Below are 25893 nucleotides of genomic sequence, written 5' to 3'. Positions count from 1 at the left end.
TATAGCTTCTGAAACTACCGGGGCACCCATGAGGGGGATTCTGCTGGCCGCCATCAAAGCTTACCAGCGCCATTTGTCACCGCGTAAGGGCTACCATTGCGCGCACCGCGTGCTGCATGGCGGTGATGGATGCTCAGGCTACGGCTATCGGGTGATCGAGCGCTTTGGCGTGCGGCTTGGCGTGGCTCTGCTATTCCGGCGCTTTGACGATTGCAGCGCGGCCATGCGCGCCATGCAGCGTCCGACCAACTACCAGGCCGGGGAATGCGACATCGGCGTACCGCTGGACTGCGACTGTGGGCACAGCATCAAGGTTTGCGGTGGGGCGTCGGAAGCTCTCGATTGCGTCAGCGCCGTCGGCGACTGCTGGCCGGGCCGCCGCAAAGGCGAAATGGACGTCGATCCCAAACTCAAGGCACGTTACGGGTCAGCGCGTGCGCGGCGGCGGTGACCTGGTCGCGCAGCCATTTGTGTTCGGGCGCCTGGTGCACGCGTTCGTGCCACAGCTGGTAGAAACGCATCGGAGGGAACTTGACCGGTATGTTGAAGAACTTTAGCGGCAGGGAGTTCTCGTAGAAACGCAGGAACTGGCGGCCGGTAGTCAGCACCAGGTCGGTCTGTGCCAGCATGTAGGGGATCAGGCTGAAATAGGCCGATTCCACGGCGACGTTGCGGCGCAGTCCCTGGCGTTCGAGGAAGGCGTCGATCACGCCGCCATAGCCGGGCACCATCTGCGAGGGCGCGACGTGGGGCAGGGAGAGATAGTCGTCCAGCGTCATGCCATCGGCGGGTGTGCGTTTGGCGTAGGGACTGGCGGCGTGCATGGCGCAGATGATCGGGTCTTCGAACAGCTTGGAGATGTGCAGGTGCTGCGGCGGTTCGTCCCAGTTGGCGATCACCAGGTCCATGTCTCCGTCCGACAGCAGGCGCAAATAGTCGGTGCCGGGGCCGATGGAGTGGATCACCACCCGGCTCTTGGGCGAGCCGCGGCGTAGCATTGCCACCACATTCGGCAGGAACTGGCTGTCCAGGTAATCCGGTGCGGCGATATTGAAAGTGCGCGCTTCCTCCTGCGGCACGAAGGGCGTCTTTTTGACAAACAGGGACTCGGCTTCGTCCAGGATACGCTTGGCCGGCTTGAGCAGGCTCTCGCCATGCTGGGTCGGCACCATGCCGCGCGCGCCGCGCACCAGCAGGGGATCGCCGGTCAGCTCGCGCAGCTTACGCAGCGAGGCGGAAATCGAGGGTTGCGGCTGATTGAGCTTGAGCGCCACGCGCGACACGTTCTTCTCCACCAATAGCAGGTAGAGTATGCGGATCAGGTGAATGTCGAGGTGTTGCGGCAGGGCGGACATCTTGCTTACGTATATGAATTCGAATATCTTGAATATACGACATATTTCATGATACTGAAACGTTCTTAACCCAAGGATTTGCATGGAATACCTGCTGCCCTATGGCCTGGAATGGGCCAACCTGCTGGTGCGTTGGCTGCACATCATCACTGGGATCGCCTGGATTGGCGCATCCTTCTACTTTGTGTGGCTGGACAACTCGATCCGGCCGCCAGTGCCTGGATCGGACCTGGCGAAAAAGGGTGTGTCGGGCGAGCTGTGGGCGGTGCATGGCGGCGGTTTCTATAACCCGCAAAAATACCTGGTGGCGCCGGCCGAATTGCCGAAGGAACTGCACTGGTTCAAGTGGGAGGCTTATACCACCTGGCTGTCCGGCTTTGCCCTGCTGACCATCGCCTACTACTTCAATGCGCAGGCCATGATGGTGGATAAGCAGGTGGCCGACCTCACCAGCCTGCAGGCCGTCGGTATCGGCATCGGCTCGCTGGTCGCTGGCTGGGTGGTGTACGACGTGCTGTGCCGCTCGCCGCTGGGCAAGGACGAGAAATGGCTTGGCCTGGTGGTATTCCTGCTGCTGGTCGGTGCGGCCTACGGCTTGACCCAGGTGCTGAGCGGGCGTGCGGCGTTTATCCACATCGGCGCCATGATCGGCACCATCATGGTGGCCAATGTGGCGATGCTGATCATCCCCGGCCAGCGCAAGATGGTGCAGGCCATGCAGGCTGGCGGCTTGCCGGATCCGGTCCACGGCATCAAGGCCAAGCAGCGCAGTGTGCATAACAACTACTTCACGCTTCCGGTGCTGTTCATAATGATCAGCAACCATTACGCGATGACCTACCAGCACAAGTACGCCTGGCTGGTGCTGGGCTTCATTATGGCGGCCGGCGTGTTTATCCGCCACTTCTTCAACCTGCGCCACAAGGGCCGCATCGAGTGGCGCTACCCGGCGATTGGCATGGCGCTGCTGTTGGCGGTGGCGGTGGCGATTGCACCGCCCAAGCCGGCACCAGTGAAGGCGGCCGCCGACCCGGCTGCGCAGTTCGCGAAAGTGAAGGCGATTATCGACGCGCGCTGCGTGTCTTGCCACTCCGCCTCGCCGACCCAGCCCGGCTTCGCCACCGCGCCGGCCGGCGTGCTGCTGGATACGCCCGACCAGGTGCGCCAGCGCGCCGCCCAGATCCACAAGCGTGCGGTGGAGCTGAAAGATATGCCGATCGCCAACCTGACCAATATGACCGATGCGGAACGCGCCGAACTGGGCGCCTGGTTCGCCGCAGGAGCAAAGTAATGAACGAGAAAATCACCCAATGGATCGACGCCCACTTCGACGAGGAAGTGGCCCTGCTGCAGCAAGTGCTGCGCGTCCCAACCGATACGCCGCCCGGCAACAACAGGCCGCATGCGGAGACTGTGGCGGAGCTGGTGAAAGCCTACGGCTGGAGCGCCGAGAAGCACGCCGTGCCGGAGCAGGAAGTGCGCGACTACGGCATGGAGTCGATCACCAACCTGATCATCCGCCGGCCTTACGCGGCGGGCGGCCCGACCATCGCCCTTAACGCCCACGGCGACGTGGTGCCACCGGGCGAGGGCTGGACCTATCCTCCTTACGGCGGCGTGATCGACAACGGCTATATCTACGGCCGTGCCGCCGCCGTGTCGAAATGCGATTTCGCCACCTACATCTTCGCCGTGCGTGCGCTGGAGGCGCTGGGCGTCAAACTGAAAGGCGGCGTTGAGCTGCATTTCACGTATGACGAGGAATTCGGCGGCCTGTTGGGCCCCGGCTACCTGCTGCGCGAGAAGCTGACCAAGCCGGACTACGTGATCGCGGCGGGCTTCAGCTACAACATCGTCACCGCGCATAACGCCTGCCTGCAGCTGGAGATCACGGTGCATGGCAAGTCCGGCCATGGCGCCATGCCGGAAACCGGCCACGACGCGCTGCAGGCGGCGACGAAAATCCTGAACGCCATCTACGGCCAGCTGCCGGAGCTGAAGAAGATCAAGTCCCAGGTCCAGGGCATCGACTCGCCCACCATGCTGGTGGGCCGCATCGATGGCGGTACCAACACCAATGTGGTGCCGGGCAAAGTCGTCATGAAAATGGACCGCCGCATGATTCCGGAAGAAGATCCGGTGGCGGTGGAAGCCCAGGTGCGCAAGCTGATTGAAGACGCGGTGCAGGGCGTCCCCGGCATCCGCCTGGAAATCAAGCGCCTGCTGCTGTCGCACGCCTTGCGCCCGCTGCCGGCGGGCCAGCAGCTGGTGGCCAACCTGCAAAAGAACGCCAAAGCGGTGCTGGGCGAGGATATCCCGGCGGTCGGCACCCCGCTGTATGCCGATGCCCGCCTCTATGGCGAGCATGGCGTTCCCGCTGTACTATATGGCGCAGGGCCGCGCAGCGTGCCCGAATCGAATGCCAAGAAGGCGGATGAAAAACTGCTGCTGGAAGACTTGCGCAAGGCCACCAAGATCGTGGCACTGACATTGCTGGACTTCCTCGCGGCCGAATAAGAAGAGGATTGACGATGTTTGAGCGCAAGATGATGGCCGGCTGGGGCGATATGGATTTCAACAGCCATATGGCCAATACGGCCTATCTGAACAAGGCAGGCGATATCCGCATGCTGTTCTTGTCGGAGAATGGATTCCCGATGGCGGAATTCAAGCGCCTGAACATCGGTCCGGTGGTAATGAAGGACGAAATTGCCTACTTCAAGGAGGTGCTGCTGCTGGACCAGATCACCGTGACGCTGGCGGTGGCGGGCCTGTCGCAGGATGGCAGCCGCTGGATGCTGCGTTCCGATATCTACCGCAGCGACGGCAAACTGGCCGCCCGCATCAACAGTTCGGGCGGCTGGCTGGACCTGACGGCGCGCAAACTGGTCACGCCGCCGCCAGTACTGCTGGCAGCCTGGCAATCGCTGTACCAGACAGACGATTTCCAGGTGCTGCCAAGCAGTGTGATCAAGCCTTAAAAGCTCAAGGCTGCGCCCACATTGACGTTAGCCGGAAGGTCTTTCGCACGCTGGGTCTCCAGGTGCACACCGGCTTTCCGGTTGATTGAATAGGAAGCGCCGACTGCAGCTTCGGCATCATTCACCGTTTTCTTCCTGCCGGTTTCGGGCAAGTACACGATGTGGTCATAGCTCGCGCGGCCATACAGGTCGACTTTCTCTGTGATGGGATAGCGGCCCTTCAGCGTCAGGGACATCCGGTCGATTTTGCCGTGTTCGTTGACCGTTTGGCGCGATCCCAGTTCAGCATTCAGGTGGTGGTTGAATTGGTAGCCGGTTGCATCGGTTTCGCTGTAGACACCTTTCCTGGCAGGGGCGATTTCCTGGGCAAAGACCGGCATTGCGAGCGCGGCGCAAGCTGCAGCGGCGAGTATGTTCCGGGGCATCATGGTTTCTCGCCTTAGAAGCGGTAGCTCGCGCCCACGCTGACGTTGGTGGTGCTGGACTTGGCGCGCTGCGCTTCAATACGCAGGTCGACTTTTGGTGTCAGGGCGTAGGATGCGCCGACGCCGACCAGGGCTTCATTGGCCGATGGCTTGGCGCCGTTATCGCTGCGATAATCGATGTGGTTGTAGCCCGCGCGGCCGTATACATCCAGTTTGTCGGCCACCGGGTAGCGCGCCACCAGCGACAGCGATTTCTGGTACACCAGAATGTCTTCCTTGATCAGTTTTGCGTCGAACTGCGGGCCGGAGATATTGGTAACGGAAGTATCGCCCAGGCGGCGGAAACCGAGTTCCGCGCTGAAGTAGCGGTTGAACTGGTAGCCGCCGAACAGGCCGGCGCTGGTGTCGTTGATGCCAGGGCTCTGGTGCGTGTTGCCGACATCGATACCGCCGTAGAAGCCAGTGCCGGCCGTGGCGGATTGCTGGGCGAATGCCGGCAGCACGAGCAGGGTGCAAGCGGCTGCGGCGAGAATTTTCTTGATCATCTTGAGTCCTTTTTGAGGGACCTGCACTAGCGCAGGTCCTGGAAAAGATGATCAGCGGAAATTAACTTTAAGTAAACCTTATGGTTGTTGCAAGATGTAAGTGAAAAAAAGCCCGGCACTGGCCGGGCTTACATCCGCTTACTTATTTGAGCGCGCGCTCGAACAGCTGGTAGATGCGGCGGTACTGGTCGTACCAGCTTTCCGGCTGGGTGTAGGCGTGGCGTTCCAGCGGGTAGGCGGCCAGTTCCCAGTTGTCTTTTTTCAGCTCGATGAAGCGCTGCGCCATGCGCACCGAATCCTGGAAGAACACGTTGTCGTCAACCATGCCGTGGGCGATCAGCAGGTGGCCTTTCAGCTTGTCGGCATATTCGATCGGCGAGGACTTGCGGTAGGCCTCCGGGTCGATGTCCGGCGTGTTCAGGATGTTGGCGGTGTAGCCGTGGTTGTAGGTGGTCCAGTCGGTCACCGGGCGCAGGGCGGCGCCGGCCTTGAACAGTTCAGGCTCGCGCAGCAGCGCCATGAAGGTCATGAAGCCGCCGTAGCTGCCGCCGTAGATGCCTACTTTGTCCAGGTCGCCCTGGTGGTTGGCGGCCATCCATTTGGCGCCATCGACATAGTCTTCCAGTTCCGGATGGCCCATCTGGCGGTAGATGGCGGTGCGCCAGTCACGCCCGTAGCCTTTGGAGGCGCGGTAGTCCATGTCCAGCACGATGTAGCCTTTTTCCACCAGCAGGTTGTGGAACATCTGCTCGCGGAAGTACTGCGGATAGCGGTTGTGGGTGTTCTGCAGGTAGCCAGCGCCGTGCACGAACAGCACGATCGGGTACTTCTTGCCGGGTTCCAGCTTGGCCGGGCGGTACAGCTTGGACCAGATCGGCTGGCCGGCATTGTGGGTGGTCGGCACGGCCACCATTTGCGGCTGGATCCATTCGCGCGCCTTGAACTCGGCGCTGCGGGTGTCGGTCAGTTTGGCGGCGGCGCCGCCTGCGGCAGGCACGGTGGCCAGCTGCGCGGGCATGTAGGCGGAGGAGTAGTGCACCAGCAGCTTGCGCTGGTCGGGCGACAGGGCGAACTGTTCGACGCCGCCATTCAGCTGGGTCACTTCGCGCACGGTCGCGTCTTTGGCGGAAGCGGCGCAGACTTCGTATTCGCCTGGCGTGCGGCGGTTGCACAGCATGTAGGCCAGGGTGCCGTCGCTGTTCCACTTCACGCTGGAGGCTTCCCACTTGCCGCTGGTCAGGGCGCGCTGCTTGCCGCTGGCGTCCAGGGTGTACAGGTGGGAGTAGCCGCTTTCCTCGGACATGAACCACAGCGTGCTGTTGTCCGGCAGGTAGCCGAAGTCGTTGTAGGAGTAGTTGATCCAGGCGTTGTCGGTCAGGCGGTGCACGGACTTCAGTTTGGCCGCTTCGAAGTCGATGGCGGCGATCCAGCGGTCCTTGTTGTCCACCGTGCGCAGCATGACGGCAGCCTTGGCGCCGTTGTCGCTCCACGCGATACCGTCGCCTTCGTCGGTTTCCAGGCGGGTGGCGCGGTTGCCCTTCAGGGCCGGCTGCTTGGCGGCTTCACGCAGGCTGGCCAGCGGATCGGTACCGATGCCAGGCAGGTTGTCCAGCGGCAGGTCCTTGATGGCGCCGGTGCGCAGGTCGACCAGTTTCAGCGACTGTGCCAGCGGCAGGTTGCGGCCGACGCGGGGGCGCTGGTCGTCGAATTCTTCGTAGCCGGATTCGGTCACATAGCGCGGCATCTTGCCGACGCGGCCATTGTCGGAGCTCTTTGGCGAGGTGGCGACTACCAGCCAGCGGCCGTCCGGCGACAGCGAGGAGGCGTCGATCGAGACCTTGTCGCCGAAGTACAGCGGGGCCGGTGCGCGGGTGGCGTCTGCCTGGCGTTCTTCCTTGGCGCGGGCGCGGGTTTCGTCGCGTTCGTCCTTCTGTCGCTTGAGGGTGGTGATCAGGCGCAGCTGCATATCGCGCAGGTAGTCTTCGTCGGGCGCGGCAGCCGGGTCCTTGGCGGCGCGCGGCAGGGCCACCGGCGACACCAGGCGGTCGGCGCGGTTCCAGCTGAACCAGTCGTTGCCAACCTTGAACTGCACGCCGCGGCCGTCGGCTGAATACTGCGGTGCGGAAGCGTTTGCGGTGCCGCGGGTGATCTGCACCAGCGCGCCGGATTTCAGGTCGCGTTCGAACAGGTCGCCGTTGCGCAGCACGATGGCGCGGGTGCGCTCGCGGTTGTACACCGGCTGCGGGCTGTCCTGGTTGGCCAGCTCGGAGTCGCTCACCAGGCGTGGCTTGTCGCCGGCCTGGAAGGTGTCGCGCAGCGAGGAGCCGATGCGCTTCTGCTTATAGAAGATCTGTTTGCCGTCCCAGCTCCACCAGGCGGTTTCCACGGGCGTGCCGATCCAGTCCGGATGGGACATGGCCTGGTCGAGGGTGATCGGGGTTTGGGCAAAGGCGGGGGCGGCCAGCAGGGCTGCCAGCACAGGAAGGGCAAGTCGGCGCATAGTCTCGAAAGGGTGAAGTGAGATTTTCGAGGAAGCATTCTAGCAGCCGGCCGGGGTACGGAAAGTATCAGCCTTGTAACAAGGTAGAATGTCGGCCATTCGAATAATCCTGGAGACAAGATGGCAAAAAGCCATGTAGCAGCGCTGGTGCTGGCCCTGGCGGCCGCCGGCGCAATGGCGCAGCAGCAGCCGGCAATGCAGTGGGAAACCGCGGCGCTGGCGGGGGCGTATAAGGAAAACATCAGCGAGGACGAGAAAATTGGCGGTTTGTCCAAGCTGTGGTCTGAAGTGAAGTACAACTTCGTCGACACGGCCATGCTGGAAAAGCTGGACTGGGACAGGCTTTACCTGGAAACCCTGCCGCGCGTGCGCTCCACGCGCAGCACCGAAGAATACTACCGCGTGCTGGCGGAGCTGGTGGCCAAGCTGAAAGACGGCCACACCAACGTCTACCCGCCGCAAGAGCTGTTCGACCGCATGTACGGCGTGCCGATGCTGAAAACCCGCCCGATCGAAGGCCGCGTGATCGTGACCGAAGTGCTGGACCCTGGCCTGCGCGCCATGGGCATCATGCCGGGCCTGGAAGTGGTGGCGGTGGACGGCGCCGATGTCAAAGCTTATGCCGCGCGCGACGTCGCGCCTTTCGTCAGCGCTTCCACTCCGCAAGACCAGGAGCTGCGCACCTTCGGCTACCAGTTCCTGATGGGGGCAGTGGGCAGCTCGGCGCGCGTCACCTTCCGCGACGCTGCCGGCAAGCAGTTCGAGCAGCCGGTGCCGCGCGTGGCGGGCGCTGTACGCAAGGCGGCCGGCGGCAGCGCCCCATCGTTTGAATTCAGTATGCTGCCGGGCGATGTGGCCTATGTGTCGCTGAACAGCTTTGAGGACGATAGCGCGGCCGAAGCCTGGATGGCGGCCTTCGACGAAATCTCCAAGTCCTCAGCCCTGGTGATCGACGTGCGCCGCAACGGCGGCGGCAACGGCGGCGTGGGATTCAAGATCCTGTCGACGCTGGACGACAAGGCCTTCCTGACCAGCCGCTGGGCCACCCGCGAGTACAAGCCGACCTGGCGTGCCTGGGGCAAGGATATGCCGATGTATTCCGAGGCGCCGGACGCGGTCCAGCCGGACCCGCAGCGCCGCTATGCCAAGCCGGTGCTGGTGCTGACCAGCGCCGCCACTTTCTCGGCTGCCGAGGACTTCGCGGTGGCGTTCGACGGCATGCAGCGCGGCGCCCTGATGGGGGAACCGACCGGCGGCAGCACCGGCCAGCCGCTGTTCATCAAGCTGCCGGGCGGCGGGCGTGCCCGCATCTGCACCAAGCAGGACACCTATGCCGATGGCCGCGCCTTTGTCGGTGTCGGCGTGCAGCCGCAGCACCTGGTCAAGCCGACCGTGGACGGCATGCGGGCCGGCCGCGACGAAGTGCTGGAGGCGGCACTGGCGCAGTTGCAGGCCAAATAAAAAAACGCCTGGTTGAAGCCCGGCGTTTTTCATTGGGTGCTGCGCGATCAGAACTTGTAGGAGATGCCTGCGCTCAGGTTCTGTACGTCGCTCGCAGGACGCTGGTATTCCAGGCGTGCGGACACTTTATCGGTGAAGTCGTAGCCCAGGCCCAGACCGGCCAGGGTGCCGCTCTTGCTCTTGGATACGCCGCCGGCGTCTGCGCTCAGGTTGTTGTAGCCGAGGCGGGTGTACAGGGACAGGGAACCGACCGGGAGGGCCACCAGCACGGAGACGCCGGTCTGCTTCATGCCTACGTTGACGGAGCCGTAGTAGCTGCGGCGGGTCGAGAAGTCGTAGTACGAGGTGTAGAACGCGTACTTGCCCATGTCGCGGTAGTTTGCTTCGACGGACACGTTGCGGTTGAACTGGTAGCCAGCAAAGACGCCGAAAGCGGTGTCGTTGCCCATGTAATCTACCTTGGTCTGGCCGGCGTCGACGCCCATGTAGAAGCCTGGGGTTTCGGTGGCGGATGCTGCAACGGAGGTGGCGGCCAGCAGGGCTGCGGCTGCGAAATGCTTGATCATGCTTGTTCCTATTCTTGGTTTCATTCCCCGCGTTGTCGCAAGGAAACATAGCATTTTATCAAGCCAGTTCCGTTGTTGCAAGATTGCTGTGTTTTCGTACAGTATAATTCGGCCATGCCTGGTTTTATCCTCACCCGCGCCTGGCGCGACGCCCGCGATGGCACCGAAATCGAGTTCTGGCTCGCCACCGATGACGGTCCGCGCAAAGTCCTGCTGACGCAGCAGGCTTCGGTGGCTTTCGCCGAAGCTTCGCTGCGCGACACCATCGCCACCCTGGTGGCGGACATGCCGGGCATCGACGTGCGCGAGGTGGCGCTCAAGACCTTCCAGCGCGAACCGGTGGTGGGCATCTACGCCAGCCATTACAAGCAGCTGCTGGCGCTGGAGCGCAAGCTGGGCGAGCGCGGCATACGCCTGTATGAAGCCGATATCAAACCGCCCGAGCGCTACCTGATGGAGCGCTTCATCACGGCCGGCGTGGAAGAGGAGGGCGGTAAGCTGCGCGCCGCGCCGGAGTACCGCCCGAGCCTGCGCATGGTGTCGCTCGATATCGAAACCAGCGCGTTTGGCGACCTGTATTCGATTGCCCTGGAAGGATGCGGCCAGCGCCAGGTGTATATGCTGGGCGAGCAGCCGGCGCAGGCGCCGGAGGTCGATTTCGACCTGGAATACTGCCCAACGCCGCGCCGTGTGATCGAAAAGCTCAACGAGTGGATCCGCCAGCACGATCCGGACGCGATCATCGGCTGGAGCGTGGTGCAGTTCGACCTGCACACGCTGCAGAAGAACGCCGAAAAGTACAAGGTGCCGCTGCTGCTGGGACGAGAGGGCCGTCCGGTCGAATGGCGCACGCACCAGGCGCGCGACGGCTATGTGTTCGCCACCATTCCCGGCCGCATCGCCATCGACGGCATCGAAGCCCTGCGCGCCGCGTCGTGGAATTTCCCCTCCTTCAGCCTGGAAAGCGTGTCGCAGGCGCTGCTGGGGGAAGGCAAGGATATCGGGACCGACTACGACAAGATGGCCGAGATCGAGCGCCGCTTCCGCGAGGATAAGCCGGCCCTGGCCACCTACAACCTGAAGGACTGCGAACTGGTGACGCGCATCTTCGAAAAGACGCGCGTGATGGACTTTATCCTGGAGCGCTCGCACGTGACGGGCCTGGTGCCGGACCACATGGGCGGTTCGATTGCCGCCTTCAACCACCAGTACCTGCCGCGCATGCACCGCGAGGGTTATGTGGCGCCCAATGTGGGCGAGATCCCCGCCGTGGCCTCGCCCGGCGGCTTCGTGATGGATTCGCGCCCCGGCTTATACGACTCGGTGGTGGTGCTGGACTTCAAGAGCCTGTATCCCTCGATCATCCGCTCCTTCCTGGTCGACCCGGTCGGCATGGTGGAGGGCGAGACCGAAGAAGATGCCGTTCCCGGCATGCGCGGCGCCCAGTTCTCTCGCACCCGCCACTGCCTGCCCGCCATCACCACCCAGCTATGGCAGGGCCGCGACGCCGCCAAGCGCAGCAAGAACGATGCGCTGTCGACCGCGCTCAAGCTGCTGATGAATTCTTTCGTCGGCGTGCTGGGCTCCACCGACTGCCGCTTCTACCATCCGCGCCTGATTTCCTCCGTCACCCTGCGCGGCCACGAGCTGCTCAAGCTCACCCGCGAGCTGGTGGAAAAGGAGGGCTATGAAGCGATCTACGGCGACACCGACTCCATCTTCATCTGGCTCAAGCGCCCCCATGAGACCGAAGAAGCGCTGGCCATCGCCCACGGCCTGGTGGTCAAGATCAACAAGTGGTGGAAGGACCGCCTGCGCAAGAAGTACAAGCTCGATTGCTACCTGGAGATCGAGTTCGACACCTATTACCGCAAGTTCTTCATGCCGACCATCCGCGGCACCGATATGGGCAGCAAGAAGCGCTATGCCGGCCTGACCGGCGACGGCGAAATGATCTATCGCGGCCTGGAGACGGCGCGCAGCGACTGGACGCCGCTGGCGCAGCGCTTCCAGCAGGAGCTGTTCGCGCGCATCTTCAACAACGAGCCTTACCAGGAGTATGTGCGCGAATACGCCCGCAAGACACTGGCGGGCGAACATGACGATCTGCTGGTGTACCGCAAGCGCCTGCGCCACCGGCTGGACGAATACCAGGTCAACGTGCCGCCGCAGGTGCGGGCCGCCCGCCTGGCCGATGAATTCAACAAGGCGCAGGGCCGGCCGCTGCGCTACCAGAATGGCGGCCGTATCAGCTATGTGATCACCACCAGCGGGCCCGAGCCGCTGGAAGTGCAGCGTTCACCGATCGACTACCAGCACTACCTGGATAAGCAGCTGCTGCCGATTGCCGACGCCATCCTGCTGCCGCTGCACGACAGCTTCGCGGCGCTGACAACCGCGCAGCAAGCCTTGTTTTAAGACCGCAGCAAATCAACTTCGCGCTGCGCCAGCAAACCGATGGCGCGGCCTGCGACCAGTTGCTGGTAATGCTCCGACTGCTTGTGCGCTTCCAGCGCAGCGGCGTCGCGGTAGCGCTCCACCAGCAGCAGCCGGCCAGGTGCGCCAAGCTGCTGATAGGCTTCGTACTGCAGGCAGCCTGGTTCCTCCAGCGAGCGGCTGCGCATTTCGGCGACGATGGACAGCACCTCGTCCAGCGCCTCCGGCTTGGGTTGCCATTGCGCGAGGACCGTGATTTCAGCGGCGGCGCTCATGCTGCTTCCCCTTTCAGTGCCTTGGCGATTTCTTCGGCCAGCGGACCGCCGGAAGCCGGATTCTGGCCCGTCATCAGCCGGCCATCGACCACCACATTTTCCTGCCACACGTCATTGGCGGAGTATTTCGCACCTTCGGCGCGCAATGCGTCCTCCAGCTTGAACGGCACGTCGTCTTTGGCGTAGCCGTCTTCCTCCGCGTTGGAGAAGGAGGTCAGGTTGCGGCCGCGCACCAGCGGTGAACCGTCGGCCAGGACGACGCCCAATAAAGCTGCCGGGCCGTGGCATACGGCGGAGACGATCTTGCCGCCGTCCCAGGCGCGGGCCACCGCGTTCTGGATGTGGGCATTGCCGGTGATGTCGACCATCGGGCCCAGGCCGCCGGGGATAAAGATGGCGTCGTAGTCCAGTACATCGACGTCGGACAGTTTGCGGCTATGCGCCAGGCGGCGGAAGGCTGCGCTGTTGCGGAAGGCGACTTGCACAGCATCGCGCTCGTCGTAGCCGTCGAATGGTGGCTCGCCGCCCTGCAGGCTGGCAAATTCGACGGCGATGCCGGCCTTATCGAGCACCTCGTAGGGGTGGGCGATTTCGGGGAAGAAGTAGCCGGTAGCGCGCTGGTTCGGGCCAATGGTGGCAGCGTTTGTCACAATAAACAGTACATGTTTTACTTTAGTCATGATGCTCTCCTTGGTTGGTGGTTCCAGGCGTCGCCGGGATGACTCCAATGTAGATGGCGGCGCGCCCAGCCGGTAGAGCGCGCTGGAATGACTCTATGTAAAAGAAATTGATACAATCAATCCATGGGTGATCCGGCACAGATACTGGATGAATTGCGCGCCATGGCCGTCTTTGCGACGGTGGTGCGGTGCGGCAGCTTTGCCGCAGGCGCCCGTGCGTTGGGCTTGACCCGGGCTGTCGTCAGCCATCATGTGCGCGCCCTGGAAGCCAAGCTGGGAGTGCCGCTGGCGCAGCGCAGCACGCGCAGCTTCAGCCTGACGCCGGCTGGCGAGGCATTCCGCGTGCATTGCGAACGTCTGCTCGATGAGGCCAGTGACGGCATCCGCGGCATGGAATTGCTGCGCGCCGAGCCGCGCGGCGAAGTGCGGATTACCTGTTCCCACCATTTCGGCAACAAGCGCATCATGCCGGCCTTGCTTGAATTCCGCCGCCGCTATCCGGCCATCCGGCTGCACGTTGCCATGAACGATGCCAATGTCGATCTGGTGCAGCAAGGTTTTGAACTGGCGGTGCGCGCCGGGCCGCTGGCCGATTCCGCCCTGGTGGCGCGCCGCCTGCTACGCGAGCCTACCTTCCTGTGTGCAGCGCCATCGTATTTGCGGCGCCATCGCGCGCCCAGCACGGTGGAAGAGCTGCAAGAGCATCGCTGGGTGGTCTATCCGCCGTCGGCCCGCAGCGTCACCGTGCGCGCCGATGGCGTCGAGGTGGCCGTGCCGCTGCATGGGGACGTGGTGACTGACAACGCTGCCGCGCGCCTGGCCTTTGTGCTGGCGGGGGAGGGGCTGGCGCGCTTGCCGGCGTATGACGCCGCCGCGCTGCTGGCAACCGGTGAGCTGGTGCATGTGCTGCCGTCCGTGAAGACGGCGCCGCTGGAGATCTACCTGGTGCATGCGCAGCGCATCGGCCCCAGCGCGCTACTGTTGCGCGACTTCCTGCTGTCGTCCGATAGCGTTAGCGCCGCATCGACAGGCGCATCACCCACTTGGTAAAGAACAGCAGCAGCACGGTGCCGAAAAAGTCGCCCATCGCCATCACGGCAAAGCTGCCCAGGAGCTGCTCGCGCCCCTCATACAAGGCGAACCAGATATGGTGCAGCAGCGGGCTGGCGAGCGAGTAAGCGACGGCGCAGGCCAGCATCTGGAATGGCGTCAGGTTGGCCAGGGAACCTTGCAGGTCGAGCCAGCGCTTGGCGCCCAGATAGACCAGGTAGGGCGCGAGGCTGGACAGGATGCCGCCGGCAAAGGCGCGCACCGGCTCATTCGGGAACAGCAGGATTGCGCAATACAGCCAGGAGACGAGCAACAGCCCGATGGCGCCCGCTTCGGCAAAGAGCAGGGTCGCCAGCAGGCGCACCCCGGCCGGCAGGTAGATCCAGTTGATGCCTTCTGCGAATTCCAGCTGCTTGAACAGCAGTTCGTTGATCAGCAGGGCGGCGCCGAACATGACCATCGTGGCGACGATCATGGATAAATTCTGGCGGATGCTGGTCATAAAGTTGCTTTGTCATGGACGATCCCCAAATCTTACCGAAAATGCACGCCCTGTTGCAATCAACTATCGAAACTTCAACTGCCCGCGAAGGGCGTCCCGAACACTCCCACGGCCAGTTCCATCCAAGTCGCCAGAAGGCAGAGGCCCAAGGCTGCTCCCAGCACCATTTTCTGCGTGCGGTCGTGCATGCGGCTGGCCAGCAGCACATAGGCCGCCCCCACGCCGGTCAGCAAGGTGCCCATGACCAGGAAATCGAGCCAGTCCCAGCGCACCTCGTCGGTGAACTGCATCGCGGTGAATGGGATCAAAAGTATCGCGCCGGTGGCCAGCCCGACGTAAGCCAGCTGCTTTTGGATTGCCATGCTGTTCTCCTGTGGTTTGGAGAATCCAATGTATCGGCCGAATGTGAAGCCTTGATGCGTTAATTGTGCGCTGCCGAAGCTTACGCATTAGCTGGATTGATGCATACCCAGCCCATGTTTCATTTGTTAATGCATGAAAAAAAGGGCAACATGGGCCAACAATCAAATCACGGAGACGTAAATGCAGCAGAGCGGCGAACTCGCAGGGAAAGTGGCATTGGTGACTGGCGGCGCATCCGGCATCGGCCGCGCCACGGCGGAATTGTTTGCACGCGAAGGCGCCACGGTGCTGATCGCCGACCGCGACGCGGCGGCGGGCGAGCTGGCGGTGGCGGCACTGGCTGCTGCGGGCGGGCGCGCTTCCTTCATCCGCACCGATGTTGCGGTGGCGGCGGATTGCGAGGCGGCAGTGGCGGCGGCGGTATCGCGCTATGGCCGGCTGGACGTGTTGTTCAATAACGCCGGCATTACGCGCAGGGCCAACGTCATCCACACCACGGAGCAGGAGTGGGACCAGGTGATGGCGGTCAACGTCAAATCGATTTTCCTGATGTGCAAATACGCGGTGCCGGTCATGCAGCAGCAGGGCGGCGGCAGCATCATCAATACGGCTTCCGGCTGGGGGCTGGTGGGCGGCAAGGATGCGGTGTCCTACTGCGCCTCGAAGGGCGCGGTGGTGATCATGACCAAGGCCATGGCGGTTGACCACGGCCCGCAGAACATCCGCGTCAACTGCGTCTGCCCGGGCGATACCGATACGCCCATGCTGCGCAACGAGGCGCAGCAGCTTGGCCTGGAACAGAACGCGCTGGTGGCCGCTGGCGCTGGCCGTCCGCTGATGCGGGTGGGACAGCCGCCGGAAATCGCGCAGGCGGTGCTGTTCCTTGCTTCCGATCGATCTTCTTTCGTCACCGGCGATGCACTGGTGGTGGACGGCGGCGGCCTGGCCGGCTCGGCATAAACCATGAACAAGTGGGAGAACCACCAGCTGCTGGAGGAGAACCGGCTGCCTCCGCACGCCTATTTCTTTGCCTATGACGATGCCGAATCCGCGCGCAGCTTCGAGCGTGAGCGCAGCCGCCGCTTCCTGTCCCTGAGCGGCAGCTGGCGTTTTGCGTATTTCGGCCATCCGCTGGAAGTGCCGCCAGAGTTCTACGGCGAATACATGGCCGGCTGGGGCTCGATTGAAGTTCCGGGCATGTGGCAGATGCAGGGCCACGGCCAGCTGCAGTACACCGACGATGGCATGCCGTTCCCGGTCGATCCGCCGTACGTGCCTTCGTCCAACCCGACCGGGGCCTACCAGTGCCGCTGGACGCTGGGGCCGGAGTGGCGCGGCCAGCGCGTGGTGCTGCGCTTCGACGGCGTCGAGACCTACTTCGAAATTTACGTCAATGGCAGCTACGCCGGCATGAGCAAGGGCAGCCGGCTGGCGGCGGAATTCGACATTACCGGCTTCCTTGTCGATGGCGAGAACCTGCTCAGCGTGCGCGTGCTGCAGTGGGCCGATTCGAGCTACCTGGAAGACCAGGACATGTGGTGGACGGCGGGGATCTTCCGCGACGTCTACCTGATTGGCAAAGGACCGCTCCATCTGCAGGACGTTTGCGTGCGGACGCGCTTCGACGCCGACTGGCGCGATGCGCGCCTGTCGTGCGCCGTCGCCGTATCGGCCGGCGATGGCTGGCGCCTTGGCTGGTCGCTGTATGACGGCGCGCAGCTGCTGCAGCAGGGCAGCGGACAAGAGTTGGCATGGGAGGTGGACGTGCCGGCGCCGCGCCAGTGGAATGCCGAGGATCCCTACCTGTACCGGCTGGAACTGAGCCTGTTCGACGAAGACGGGGCCTTGCTTGAGGTGGTGCCGCTGCGGGTCGGCTTCCGCGACGTTTGCGTGCGCGACGGCTTGATGCTGGTGAATGGCCGCTACCTGAAACTGCACGGCGTGAACCGCCACGACAACGACCAGTTGCGCGGCCGCGCCGTGAGCATGGCGCGTGCGGAGCAGGACATCGTGCTGATGAAGCAGCACAATATCAATTCGGTGCGCACCGCGCATTACCCCAACGATCCGCGTTTCTACGAGCTGTGCGACCAGTACGGGCTGTTCGTCATGGCGGAAACCGACGTGGAGACGCATGGTTTCGTCAATGTCGGCAACCTGAGCCAGATCACCGACGACCCGGCCTGGGAGGCGGCTTTCGTTGACCGCATCGAGCGCCATGTGCATGCGCAGAAGAACCATCCATCGATCATCATCTGGTCGCTGGGGAATGAGTCCGGCTATGGCTGCAATATCCGTGCGATGGCGGCGCGCTGCCGCGAACTCGACCCGACCCGCCTGATCCACTACGAGGAAGACCGCGACGCCGAAGTGTGCGACGTGGTCAGCACCATGTATTCGCGGGTGCAGATGATGAACGCCTTCGGCGAGTACCCGATGGATAAGCCGCGCATCCTGTGCGAGTATGCGCACGCCATGGGGAATGGGCCCGGTGGCTTGAGCGAATACCAGGCGGTGATGGACCGCCACGCCCACCTGCAGGGCCACTACGTATGGGAGTGGTGCGACCACGCCATCCTGCAGCCGGAGGTGGCGGGACGGCCGTTCTATGCGTTTGGCGGCGATTATGGCGATGTGCCGAATAGCGGCAACTTCTGCTGCGATGGCTTGATCTATCCGGACCAGCGGCCGGGTCCCGGCTTGCGCGAATACAAGCAGGTGATCGCGCCGGTGAAGGTGCGGGCGCTTGACGCGGCGAATGGCCGGCTGGAGGTGGAGAACCGCTACTGGTTCGGCAGCCTGGAAGGCTTTAGCCTGCTAGCGGAGGCCAAGGCGGACGGCGAGACGGTGCACCGCGTGCGCGTGGCGCTTCCCGTGCTGGCGGCTGGCCAGCGGCGGGAAATCTGTATTGCCGCGCCACCGGCGGCCAGCGGCCATTACCACCTGAACGTGCGCGTGGTGCGAGAGCAGGCGACCGCGTACAGCGCGGCGCAGCATGAGGTGGCGGTGTACCAGTTTGCGCTGCCATCGCAGCCGCAGGCGCAGGCGCCGGCGCGGGCGCGGCCCGCGGGCGGCCCGCCTGCGCTCGTGGAGCAGCGGCTGGAGTGGCGCATCGAAGGCGCCGGCTTCCACCTGGTGTTCTGCAAGCTGACCGGCAAGCTCAAAGAGTGGGAGTCGCACGGCATGTCCTTGCTGGCGCGCCCGCCGCAACTGGCCTTCTACAAGCCCTGCATCGACAACCACAAGCAGGAAAACGAAGCGCTGTGGCTGCCGCAGCACCTGGACCTGCTGCAGGAGCACCTGCGCGGCATGGAAGTACGGCGCGACGGCGCCGCCGTGGAAGTGGTTGCCGACTGCCAGATAGCGCCGCCGGTGCTCGGCTACGGCATGCGCTGCCGCTACCGCTACCGCATCGACGGCGCGGGCCGCGTGCAGCTCACGCTGTCCGGCACCCCTTACGGCGGCATGCGCGGCATGATCCCCAAGATCGGCCTGACGCTCGGTGTGCCGCAGGGCCTGGGCGAGGTCGAATATTATGGCCGTGGCCCCGGCGAGAACTACCCGGACAGCAAGGCGTGCAGCATCATCGACCGCTACCGCAGCAGCGCAGCGGACATGTTCGAGCACTACCCCAAGCCGCAAGATAACGGCAACCGCATGGACGTGCGCTGGGCCACGCTGCGCGACTGCCAAGGCAGGGGGCTGCGCGTCGAATCGGCGCAAGGCATCCACTTCAGCGTCTGGCCCTACAGTGCGCAGCAGATCGCCAGTACGCGCCACGACAACGCGCTGCGCGAAGACGGCTACTGGACGGTCAACCTGGACCACAGGATGAGCGGCCTTGGTTCGAATTCCTGGGGTTCCGAAGTGCTGGATTCCTATCGCGTGTATCTGGAGGAGTTCAGCTACACCCTGGACTTGTCGCCGCTGGCCGGGGAAGGCTGACCATGATCATCCTCAATAGTCTTGAAGAGTTCCGCCAGCGCTACCACTCGGCAAAGAAGTGGCAGCGCTGCCTGGAAGCCATCGCCAACCTGCCGAAGCTGAAGCCCGGTGTCTGCCACTCCATCGGCGACTCGCTGGTCTACCGCCTGGTGGATGGCGCCAGCGCTGCGGCGGCCTGCTTCACCGGAACCCGGCGCTACGTGGAAATCCACTACTACTTGTCCGGCAGCGAAAGCGTGGCCTATGCCGCCAAAAGGGAGCTGGCGCGCGCGTCGCACTACAGCGACGAGACCGACCGCGAGACCTTCAGCGGAGAGGCCAGTGCAAGGCACACCGCCAGCCCCGGCCAGCTGCTGATCTTCGATAACGAATACGCCTACCAGCCGCTTGGATCGGACCAGCTGCGCAAGATGGTCCTGATGGTGACGATAGAAGGCGCAACATTCCACAATAAGTGAGCTGACCATGGCTACATCCGGCAACAGGCAAATCGGCCGCTTCATGCTGCTTTCGATGGCGGTGGCGGCAATCTTCAATATCCGCAATGTAGTCAACAGCAATATCGCGATCGGCATGGCGGCGGTGCCGTCTTTCCTGTTCGCGACGGCGATCTTCTTCATTCCCTATGTGCTGATCATCGCCGAATTCGTCAGCCTGAATAAGGACGCCAAATCCGGCATCTACCAGTGGATCCGCTCCTCGATGGGTGATAAGTGGGCCTTCGTCGGCGCTTACTGCTACTGGTTCGTGAACCTGTTCTATTTCACGTCCGTCCTGCCGAATATCCTGGTGTATTCGTCGTATGCCTGGCTCGGATACGAGGTGCAGTTCTCGCCGATGGTGGCGGTGCTGCTGTCGGTGCTGCTGTTCGCCCTTGCTACCTGGGTTTCGACCAAGGGAGCGGCGTGGGTGGGCCGCGTCACCTCGATCGGCAGCTCGCTGGTGCTGGCGATGGCGTTCGGCTTCGTGGCCTTGAGCCTGGCCGACTGGATCGGCGGCGTGCAGCCCGCCACGCCGGTGACCGCCGCCGCCATGACGCCGGCCTTCAACTGGGCCTTCCTGGGGGCGATGGCGTGGATACTGTTTGCCGCCGGCGGCGCCGAGTCGGTGGGCGTCTTCCTGAATGACGTGCGCGGCGGCGCACGCACCTTTGTACGCGCCATCATCTTCGCGGGCTTGCTGATCGGGGCGCTGTACTCGGTGTCGGCCCTGGTGCTCAATCTTTACGTGCCTGCGTCAAAACTGAGCTATACCTCGGGCGTGTTCCAGGTGTTTGGTGCGCTGGGCGAACACCATCAGGTGCCGCCGCTGCTGCTGAACCGCCTGGTTGGCGCGGTGATGCTGCTTGGCTCTTTCGGTACGCTGATGGTGTGGACGGCCGCGCCGGTCAAGGCGCTGTTCTCGGAAATCCCGAAAGGCATCTTCGGCGAGCGCGCCGTCGCCCTGAACCGCCACGACATGCCGGAGCGTGCGGCGTGGATCCAGTTTGCCGTGGTGGTGCCGCTGCTGGTGATCCCGGCGCTGGGATCGTCGAACGTCAACCAATTGCTCAATGTGGTGATCAATATGACGGCTGCCACGGCGCTATTGCCGCCGCTGATCATCATGGCGGCCTACTTCCACCTGCGCCTGAAGCTGGACCACTTGCCGCGCGACTTCCGCATGGGATCGCGCGGCGTCGGCCTGGCGGTCAGCGGCGTGCTGCTGGCGTTTTCCGGCATCGCGTTCATCGCTGCGATCTTCCCGGCCGGCCAGGACCTGCTGCTCACGCTGGGCTACAACGTGGGCGGCGTGGTCCTGTTCCTGGGCTGGGCGTGGTGGAAGTACCGCCAGTACGAGCGCAGCCTGCTTACTTCGACGGTTTTGCCGCAGACTCTCGGGCCAGCATCAGCAGGTGCGCAGCACTCCAGCTGAAATTGGTGGCGCCCTGCATCTGGCCGGTCACGGGGTGGTAGTTTTCCCGGATCGGCGCGTCGCCCAGCAATCCCTTTGCGCCGGCCGTGAAGCGTGCAGCCATGGCATCCGCTTCGGCTGCGCGGCCGTACCGGCGCAGTGCGGCTGCGCCGAAATAGAGCTGGTCCAGCCACACGCGGCCGCGCCAGTAGATCTCGGGGTCGTGCGAAGGGTTGGAGAGGGCGGCGGTCGGCATTGGAACCGGCGTGCCGAATTCTTTCGGGTCCAGCATTTTGGCGATCACGGCATCGGCATGCTGCTGCTCGGCGACGCCGGCCCATAAGGCGGTCCAGCCTTCCGGGCCGCGTCCGCGCATGGTCAGCAGCTTGCCGCCAAGCTGGCGGTCGTAATAGAAGCCGCTGGCGGCGTCGAAGAAGCTGGCGTTGATCAGGCCACGCAGCTTGCTGGCCTGGGCGCGCCAGTCGCGGGCGGCGTCCTGGTCGCCCAGCGCCTGCGCGATGTCGGCCAGCACCAGCTTTTCGCGGTAGAGGAAGGCGTTCAGGTCGACCGATTCCTGGTCGATGGAATATCCCAACAGCTTGCCACTGCGGTCGCGGTTCTCCACCACACGCACTTGCCAGTCGCGCCGGGCAGCAGCGAGGTCGCCGCCGTGCGCATTGTCGGCGTAGCGCTGCAAGGCGGCGGCTTCGATAAAGCCGAAGCGGGCGGCGTTGTCCATGCCGGATTCCCAGCCTGCGGCGTGTTGCAGCGGCAGGTCGATGGCGGCGTACTGGCCCCTGTCGACAATGCGGTTGTAGGCTGCGACGCCCAGGCAATCGAGCATGCCGTTCTTGCCCGCGCTGCAGCCGTCCAGCGGTTCGGCGGACAGCGGCTTGACGCGGAAGCGCAGCCGGCCGGAATCGTCATTGTGGCGGGGGTGGACGGTGGCGCCGTATTCCGCCAGGCCGTTCTGGTCGTGATCGCGGTTGCGGTACCACCAGCGGTGGTAGGCCTCCAGCCTGGGACGCATCTCTTGCAGCCACTTGCGGTCTTTGGCGTGGCGGTAGATTTCCCAGACCGTCCACGCGGCCAGCGGCGGCTTGGTGTCGCGTTCATTCCAGTTGTCGCCATCGCCGCCGCGCTGGGGATCGGTATTGTAGAAGACGTTGTCGGGAACCATGCCTTCGTCCTGCGGGCGCAGGGCATCGTTGGCCTGGATCTGGTAGTCGAACAGGGCGCGTACATTATTGGCGGCCAGCGCCGGGTCAATGGCGGCGAGGGCATACGACTGTTTCCAGGTATCCCAGCTCCAGGCGCCGTTGAACGAGCGCGCGGTGACGGAGGGGACCATGGCGTCGTGCCGGATCGCTCCGCGCGGCGCACGCCAGTTGCCGATCAGCGTCTCCAGTGCCTTGGTGGACAGCGGCGAAGCCGGCAGGCGGGCCTGCCATTTGGCCCAGCGGCGCTGGTTGGCGGCAATGGCCTGCTCCATCCGCGACGGGCTGATTGCACGGGCGGCGCGTGCGCCTGCGCCGGCTTCGTCAAGCTGGTAGCTGTAGATGCTGTAAATCGACCGCTGCGCGCCAGCCGGAATCACTGGCAGGTCGGCTTTGCTGTCATAGCGCTGGCTATCCACATGGTCCTGCGCCTGCACGCTGCGCTGGATGCGGTAGCGCGAGCGGCCGCTGGTCATCAGGTTGCCCGGATCGCGCACCCTGCCGAACAGTACGCTGATGCCGCCGGCATCCTGTGCCAGTTGCGGCTTCCATGCGGGCTGGCGCTCGGCGATCGTGCCATCTTCGCCCCAGCGGGACATCAGTTCGCCCTGCCAGTGCGCGCGCAGCGACAGCGGCTTGCCCGAGGTGTTGCGCAAGCGGTAGCGCACCAGCGCCCTGCTGGAATCGGCAAAATGCAGGTCCACGTCCAGCTGCAATCCCGGCCACACCAGGCGCTGGCTCAATACGCCCGGCCGCGCGGAGCTGGTCCAGCGGGCCTGCTCCGGCTTGAAACTGCGGCCGTCGCGGCGATCGGCAAGTTCCAGCCGTTCCAGCGCCGAAGCGATGAACAGGCTGTATTCCTCGGCCACCACCATCGGCCCGGTAAAGGTGCCGGCCAGCCTGGGCGTGTCGGGCAGCAGGTAGCCATGCCAGCTGCCGGCATCGAACATCGGATTGAAGCGCTGGTTTTGCTCGGCATCGAACTCGCGCGCGGCGGCGGGCGTGCCGTATCGGTTGATGGAAGGGGACTGCGCTTGTGCAGTCCAGGCGGCGGTACATGCTGCGGCCAGCAGCAGTTTGCGGAATGCTGAAGACATAGGCGGGATTCGAAACAGGTTGGGGGGAGGGTAACACGGAGGGCCGGACGCTGCACGCGAGCGGCCCCGGGGAGTATCAGAACTTGTACGACAGGGACACGGTAGCGTGGCGGCCCAGGATTGGACGGGCGTAGAACAGGCTGCCGTTCGAGCTCTGGTTAAAGCCGCTGCGCGGATTGCCCTCGGTCAGGCCGATTTCATTGGTCAGGTTATTGACCTTCATGTTCAGCTTCCAATGCTTGTCGATCCTGACTTCGGCGCCCATGTCGATCACATGGTACTTGGGCAGTGCCAGCGCGTTCTCAAAGTCGGCAAAGCGCTTGCCGATATGGCTGTAGATCAGGAACACGTCGCCGAAATCGAAGTGCACGGTCGGGATCAGGCGCACCTGCGTGTTCGGCGTGCGCATCACCTGGTTGCCATTCTGCTTGGCTTCCTCCGCTTCCGGGTTGATGCCGTCGATGGTGGCATCCTGCAGGGTTGCCACGTACTCCAGCGAGAAGCGCTTGTGCGGCTTGATCACGCCTTCCAGCTCCACGCCGGTCGACAGCGTCTTGACGAAGACCTGGCGGAAATCGCCGGTAGCCTGGTTGGTCTCGCCGAAGGACAGGTTGTCGAATTTGGTGTGGAACAGCGTGGCCGAAGTGGTCCACATCGGCGAGATATGGCGCACGCCGACCTCGCCGAAGCTCAGGCGGCTGGCGCCGTCGACGAAACTGTCGGTGCTGTACAGGGTCGGCATGTTGGTACCGCTAGCATAACGGCCATAGGCCGCGATATGGTCGTTGAAGGCATAGTTGAAGCCTGCCGTGTAGGACGCTTCCTTGATGGTCTTGCGCTTGCGGGTCCACTCGCCCGTACCGGCACGGCGGTAGTAGTTGTTGGCGATGATATTGTCCTTGTCGCTGCCGTCCGGGTTGAAGGCGCCCGGGATCGGCGTGCCGCCTACCAGGCTGGTGCCCGGCACTTCGCTGCCGGCGGCATTCACGCCTTCGTCCTGCACGTCGTAGCGGGCAACCTCGTAGCGTACGCCGGCGTCCAGGCGCAGGTTTTTGCTGACCTTCCATTCGTCGTTGACGAACAGGGAGGTCGAATTCATATCGCCTTTGTGGCGCTCGTAGAAGAAGCCGTTGCGCAGCACGCCCTTGTCGGAGAGATAGCCCAGGATCTTGTTGTTGGCGTCGACGGCAACGATGTCCAGGCGTTTCGGCTGGTCGCGCACTTCGGTAATGATGCGCGCGCCGTAGTCGGAGTCTTCATGCAGCTTCTGCGACGCGAACAGCACGCCGGCGGTAAAGCTGTTGGATTCGTTCTCCTTGGTCAGCGACAGTTTGTCGACGAAGTGGCCGAGGGAGCGGAAACGGGTTTCGGCGACCGCATCGGTGGTGAAGCCGTTGCCGTTCAGGGACGCCGGATTGTCGATCAGCTGGCCGCTGCCTGCGTATGCCAGCCGCGCGGTGCCGCCAAAGCGCTTCAGCAGGCCGGCCACGTCGGCATACTGCGCTGGGTCGAGGCGGTTGCTGGCCCGCACCAGGTAGCTGTTTGGGCCGTTGAAGACGGAATGCGGCGCCACGTCGTAGCGCGTGTAGCGCGCGTTGTTGCGGAACGACCAGTCGCCGCCAAGGTCATGCTGCAGGTCTGCGCCCAGCACTTTGGCTAGAACGTGGAAGCCGGTCTTGAGGTCGGTGCTGATGGCGCCATTGGTGGTCTGGTTGGTGATGTGCGCCACGTCCGGACCGTCCAGCGATCCGTAGTGCGGATCCACACCCGGAACGCCGGCCGGCTTGGCCGGGTTGGTCAGCGGGATCGGCAGGTAGAAGGTGTTGTGGTCATTGACGTACTTGGCCGACAGGTTCAGTTCACCCGCCGCCAGGCGGCGCGTCAGGTTGAGGCGGAACTGGCCGCCATGGTCGGCGGTCATGCCGATCGGGCGCACGCCTTTGCCACGGCGGTAGTAGCCGCCGGCCGCGTACGACCAGTCCTCGTTGATCGGGCCGGAGTAGACGCCTTCGGTGCGCACCATGCCGTAGTCGCCGTAGGTCACCTTCGCTTCGCCCTGCGGCTTTTGCGTGCCTTTGTGGCTGATGAAGTTGACGATGGCGGCTGGCCCGTTAGTCGACAGGATGGCCGAGGTGCCGCCGCGGATTGCTTCAAAGCGCTTGATGGTCAGGTCTTCGCGCAGCAGCACGTCCACCAGCTCGCCGTCGTAGATCACCGGCAGGCCGTCTTCCTGCAGGCTGATGAACTGGAACGCAGCGCCGCCGCTCAGGCCGCGCGGCGACACATTGTTCGATACTTCGCCGCCCGATGCTTCGACCCACAGGCCTGGCACCTGCTGCAGCGAGTCGGCCAGGCTGTGCGGCGCCAGCTTCACCAGCTTGTCCGAATCGAGCGTGGTGATCGCCACCGACGATTCGAGCTTGGTGCGGTTCTTGGCGGTGGTGCCGGTCACCACCACCTCCTGGATTGGCGCCGCTTCCGGCTGGGCCTGGGCCTGTGCGTTGTGCAGGGCCGCCAGCTGCGCCAGGGCTGTGGCGACCGCGGTCGCCAGCGCTTTCTTTTGTCTCATCTGATTCTCCTCAGGATTATTTTCATGATTGCT

At 63.8% G+C, this 25893-nt stretch carries 22 protein-coding genes; 11 read left to right on the top strand and 11 right to left on the bottom strand.

All coding sequences use genetic code 11. From position 1 onward, the window contains the following. The first annotated feature begins 28 nt into the window (after positions 1 to 28). A complete protein-coding gene (gene yidD, locus AAHE99_RS03050; RefSeq protein ID WP_342114281.1) occupies positions 29 to 451 on the top strand; it encodes a membrane protein insertion efficiency factor YidD in 423 nt (140 codons plus the stop codon). Here yidD and AAHE99_RS03045 read toward each other — a convergent pair. Then, the gene (locus AAHE99_RS03045) at positions 411 to 1355 is read right to left on the bottom strand and encodes a LysR family transcriptional regulator (RefSeq protein ID WP_342114279.1); all 945 of its coding nucleotides are present in this window, start codon (positions 1353 to 1355) and stop codon (positions 411 to 413) included. The two genes, yidD and AAHE99_RS03045, sit on opposite strands and share 41 nt — an antisense overlap. Positions 1356 to 1437: 82 nt before the next feature. Here AAHE99_RS03045 and AAHE99_RS03040 point away from each other — a divergent pair, with 82 nt between their 5' ends. From AAHE99_RS03040 to AAHE99_RS03030, 3 genes are read left to right on the top strand one after another with little or no spacing between them, the layout of a single operon-like run. Continuing rightward, a complete protein-coding gene (locus AAHE99_RS03040; protein WP_342114278.1) occupies positions 1438 to 2646 on the top strand; it encodes a urate hydroxylase PuuD in 1209 nt (402 codons plus the stop codon). Next, on the top strand, positions 2646 to 3872 hold the full coding sequence (locus tag AAHE99_RS03035) for an ArgE/DapE family deacylase (protein WP_342114276.1): 1227 nt from the start codon (positions 2646 to 2648) through the stop codon (positions 3870 to 3872). The genes AAHE99_RS03040 and AAHE99_RS03035 overlap by 1 nt, the downstream gene beginning before the upstream one ends. Before the next feature lie 14 nt (positions 3873 to 3886). Continuing rightward, positions 3887 to 4336, top strand: a complete 450-nt coding sequence (locus tag AAHE99_RS03030) for a thioesterase family protein (RefSeq protein WP_342114274.1) — start codon at positions 3887 to 3889, stop codon at positions 4334 to 4336. Here the strand turns inward: AAHE99_RS03030 and AAHE99_RS03025 are convergent. From AAHE99_RS03025 to AAHE99_RS03015, 3 genes are all read right to left on the bottom strand, one after another. Next, entirely contained in the window at positions 4333 to 4764 is a 432-nt protein-coding gene (locus AAHE99_RS03025; RefSeq protein ID WP_342114272.1) for a hypothetical protein, read from the bottom strand. The genes AAHE99_RS03030 and AAHE99_RS03025 overlap by 4 nt on opposite strands. An 11-nt stretch (positions 4765 to 4775) precedes the next feature. Next, entirely contained in the window at positions 4776 to 5306 is a 531-nt protein-coding gene (locus tag AAHE99_RS03020) for an outer membrane beta-barrel protein (RefSeq protein WP_342114271.1), read from the bottom strand. Between the two features lie 142 nt (positions 5307 to 5448). After that, a complete protein-coding gene (locus AAHE99_RS03015) occupies positions 5449 to 7806 on the bottom strand; it encodes a S9 family peptidase (protein WP_342114269.1) in 2358 nt (785 codons plus the stop codon). A gap of 120 nt (positions 7807 to 7926) precedes the next feature. Here AAHE99_RS03015 and AAHE99_RS03010 point away from each other — a divergent pair, with 120 nt between their 5' ends. Then, complete coding sequence (locus AAHE99_RS03010) at positions 7927 to 9267, top strand: S41 family peptidase (RefSeq protein ID WP_342114267.1); 1341 nt, start codon at positions 7927 to 7929, stop codon at positions 9265 to 9267. Between the two features lie 47 nt (positions 9268 to 9314). Here AAHE99_RS03010 and AAHE99_RS03005 read toward each other — a convergent pair whose 3' ends face one another. After that, positions 9315 to 9833: an outer membrane beta-barrel protein gene (locus tag AAHE99_RS03005; RefSeq protein WP_342114265.1), complete on the bottom strand. Its 519-nt coding sequence runs from the start codon at positions 9831 to 9833 to the stop codon at positions 9315 to 9317. A 114-nt stretch (positions 9834 to 9947) separates the two neighbouring features. On the opposite strand from AAHE99_RS03005, the gene AAHE99_RS03000 reads away from it, so the two are divergent. Beyond that, complete coding sequence (locus AAHE99_RS03000; RefSeq protein WP_342114262.1) at positions 9948 to 12251, top strand: DNA polymerase II; 2304 nt, start codon at positions 9948 to 9950, stop codon at positions 12249 to 12251. Here the strand turns inward: AAHE99_RS03000 and AAHE99_RS02995 are convergent. Then, positions 12248 to 12544, bottom strand: coding sequence for a putative quinol monooxygenase (locus AAHE99_RS02995; protein ID WP_342114260.1), 297 nt, complete (start codon positions 12542 to 12544; stop codon positions 12248 to 12250). The genes AAHE99_RS03000 and AAHE99_RS02995 overlap by 4 nt on opposite strands. Next, entirely contained in the window at positions 12541 to 13224 is a 684-nt protein-coding gene (locus tag AAHE99_RS02990; RefSeq protein ID WP_342114258.1) for a type 1 glutamine amidotransferase domain-containing protein, read from the bottom strand. The genes AAHE99_RS02995 and AAHE99_RS02990 overlap by 4 nt, the downstream gene beginning before the upstream one ends. 123 nt (positions 13225 to 13347) lie before the next feature. Here AAHE99_RS02990 and AAHE99_RS02985 point away from each other — a divergent pair, with 123 nt between their 5' ends. After that, a complete protein-coding gene (locus tag AAHE99_RS02985; RefSeq protein WP_342114256.1) occupies positions 13348 to 14274 on the top strand; it encodes a LysR family transcriptional regulator in 927 nt (308 codons plus the stop codon). On the opposite strand, the gene AAHE99_RS02980 is transcribed toward AAHE99_RS02985, so the two are convergent. Continuing rightward, positions 14237 to 14776 (bottom strand): hypothetical protein, encoded by a 540-nt coding sequence (locus tag AAHE99_RS02980; RefSeq protein ID WP_342114254.1) that lies wholly within the window; start codon positions 14774 to 14776, stop codon positions 14237 to 14239. The genes AAHE99_RS02985 and AAHE99_RS02980 overlap by 38 nt on opposite strands. A gap of 74 nt (positions 14777 to 14850) precedes the next feature. Continuing rightward, positions 14851 to 15138 carry a hypothetical protein gene (locus AAHE99_RS02975; RefSeq protein WP_342114252.1) on the bottom strand — a complete coding sequence of 96 codons (288 nt, stop codon included), beginning with the start codon at positions 15136 to 15138 and terminating at the stop codon, positions 14851 to 14853. A 181-nt stretch (positions 15139 to 15319) separates the two neighbouring features. On the opposite strand from AAHE99_RS02975, the gene AAHE99_RS02970 reads away from it, so the two are divergent. Genes AAHE99_RS02970 through AAHE99_RS02955 form a run of 4 tightly spaced genes read left to right on the top strand, consistent with a single transcriptional unit; the run spans position 15320 to position 20998 of the window. Then, positions 15320 to 16099: an SDR family NAD(P)-dependent oxidoreductase gene (locus AAHE99_RS02970; RefSeq protein WP_342114250.1), complete on the top strand. Its 780-nt coding sequence runs from the start codon at positions 15320 to 15322 to the stop codon at positions 16097 to 16099. A 3-nt stretch (positions 16100 to 16102) separates the two neighbouring features. Beyond that, complete coding sequence (ebgA, locus tag AAHE99_RS02965) at positions 16103 to 19084, top strand: beta-galactosidase subunit alpha (RefSeq protein WP_342114248.1); 2982 nt, start codon at positions 16103 to 16105, stop codon at positions 19082 to 19084. 2 nt (positions 19085 to 19086) lie between these two features. Next, positions 19087 to 19542 (top strand): beta-galactosidase subunit beta, encoded by a 456-nt coding sequence (locus AAHE99_RS02960; RefSeq protein ID WP_342114246.1) that lies wholly within the window; start codon positions 19087 to 19089, stop codon positions 19540 to 19542. Between the two features lie 7 nt (positions 19543 to 19549). Further along, a complete protein-coding gene (locus AAHE99_RS02955; protein WP_342114244.1) occupies positions 19550 to 20998 on the top strand; it encodes an amino acid permease in 1449 nt (482 codons plus the stop codon). Here AAHE99_RS02955 and ygjK read toward each other — a convergent pair. Then, entirely contained in the window at positions 20934 to 23291 is a 2358-nt protein-coding gene (gene ygjK / locus AAHE99_RS02950; protein WP_342114242.1) for an alpha-glucosidase, read from the bottom strand. The genes AAHE99_RS02955 and ygjK overlap by 65 nt on opposite strands. 76 nt (positions 23292 to 23367) lie before the next feature. Beyond that, positions 23368 to 25860: a TonB-dependent receptor gene (locus tag AAHE99_RS02945; protein ID WP_342114241.1), complete on the bottom strand. Its 2493-nt coding sequence runs from the start codon at positions 25858 to 25860 to the stop codon at positions 23368 to 23370. Between the last annotated feature and the right edge of the window lie 33 nt (positions 25861 to 25893).

The organism is Pseudoduganella sp. OTU4001 (genome assembly GCF_038440195.1).
Classification (GTDB): Bacteria; Pseudomonadota; Gammaproteobacteria; order Burkholderiales; family Burkholderiaceae_D; genus Rugamonas.
This window is presented reverse-complemented; position numbering and strand designations above follow the sequence as displayed.

What these genes read in the sequence shown, in the direction of transcription:
- AAHE99_RS02995 (WP_342114260.1), bottom strand. Translation starts at nt 12,544, where the DNA reads ATGAGCGCCGCCGCTGAAATCACGGTCCTCGCGCAATGGCAACCCAAG.
- yidD (WP_342114281.1), top strand. Translation starts at nt 29, where the DNA reads ATGAGGGGGATTCTGCTGGCCGCCATCAAAGCTTACCAGCGCCATTTG.
- AAHE99_RS03010 (WP_342114267.1), top strand. Translation starts at nt 7,927, where the DNA reads ATGGCAAAAAGCCATGTAGCAGCGCTGGTGCTGGCCCTGGCGGCCGCC.
- AAHE99_RS02945 (WP_342114241.1), bottom strand. Translation starts at nt 25,860, where the DNA reads ATGAGACAAAAGAAAGCGCTGGCGACCGCGGTCGCCACAGCCCTGGCG.
- AAHE99_RS02975 (WP_342114252.1), bottom strand. Translation starts at nt 15,138, where the DNA reads ATGGCAATCCAAAAGCAGCTGGCTTACGTCGGGCTGGCCACCGGCGCG.
- AAHE99_RS02970 (WP_342114250.1), top strand. Translation starts at nt 15,320, where the DNA reads ATGCAGCAGAGCGGCGAACTCGCAGGGAAAGTGGCATTGGTGACTGGC.
- AAHE99_RS03035 (WP_342114276.1), top strand. Translation starts at nt 2,646, where the DNA reads ATGAACGAGAAAATCACCCAATGGATCGACGCCCACTTCGACGAGGAA.
- AAHE99_RS03015 (WP_342114269.1), bottom strand. Translation starts at nt 7,806, where the DNA reads ATGCGCCGACTTGCCCTTCCTGTGCTGGCAGCCCTGCTGGCCGCCCCC.
- AAHE99_RS03025 (WP_342114272.1), bottom strand. Translation starts at nt 4,764, where the DNA reads ATGATGCCCCGGAACATACTCGCCGCTGCAGCTTGCGCCGCGCTCGCA.
- AAHE99_RS03020 (WP_342114271.1), bottom strand. Translation starts at nt 5,306, where the DNA reads ATGATCAAGAAAATTCTCGCCGCAGCCGCTTGCACCCTGCTCGTGCTG.
- AAHE99_RS02955 (WP_342114244.1), top strand. Translation starts at nt 19,550, where the DNA reads ATGGCTACATCCGGCAACAGGCAAATCGGCCGCTTCATGCTGCTTTCG.
- AAHE99_RS03000 (WP_342114262.1), top strand. Translation starts at nt 9,948, where the DNA reads ATGCCTGGTTTTATCCTCACCCGCGCCTGGCGCGACGCCCGCGATGGC.
- AAHE99_RS02980 (WP_342114254.1), bottom strand. Translation starts at nt 14,776, where the DNA reads ATGACCAGCATCCGCCAGAATTTATCCATGATCGTCGCCACGATGGTC.
- AAHE99_RS03030 (WP_342114274.1), top strand. Translation starts at nt 3,887, where the DNA reads ATGTTTGAGCGCAAGATGATGGCCGGCTGGGGCGATATGGATTTCAAC.
- AAHE99_RS02990 (WP_342114258.1), bottom strand. Translation starts at nt 13,224, where the DNA reads ATGACTAAAGTAAAACATGTACTGTTTATTGTGACAAACGCTGCCACC.
- AAHE99_RS03040 (WP_342114278.1), top strand. Translation starts at nt 1,438, where the DNA reads ATGGAATACCTGCTGCCCTATGGCCTGGAATGGGCCAACCTGCTGGTG.
- ygjK (WP_342114242.1), bottom strand. Translation starts at nt 23,291, where the DNA reads ATGTCTTCAGCATTCCGCAAACTGCTGCTGGCCGCAGCATGTACCGCC.
- AAHE99_RS02985 (WP_342114256.1), top strand. Translation starts at nt 13,348, where the DNA reads ATGGGTGATCCGGCACAGATACTGGATGAATTGCGCGCCATGGCCGTC.
- AAHE99_RS03045 (WP_342114279.1), bottom strand. Translation starts at nt 1,355, where the DNA reads ATGTCCGCCCTGCCGCAACACCTCGACATTCACCTGATCCGCATACTC.
- AAHE99_RS03005 (WP_342114265.1), bottom strand. Translation starts at nt 9,833, where the DNA reads ATGATCAAGCATTTCGCAGCCGCAGCCCTGCTGGCCGCCACCTCCGTT.
- AAHE99_RS02960 (WP_342114246.1), top strand. Translation starts at nt 19,087, where the DNA reads ATGATCATCCTCAATAGTCTTGAAGAGTTCCGCCAGCGCTACCACTCG.
- ebgA (WP_342114248.1), top strand. Translation starts at nt 16,103, where the DNA reads ATGAACAAGTGGGAGAACCACCAGCTGCTGGAGGAGAACCGGCTGCCT.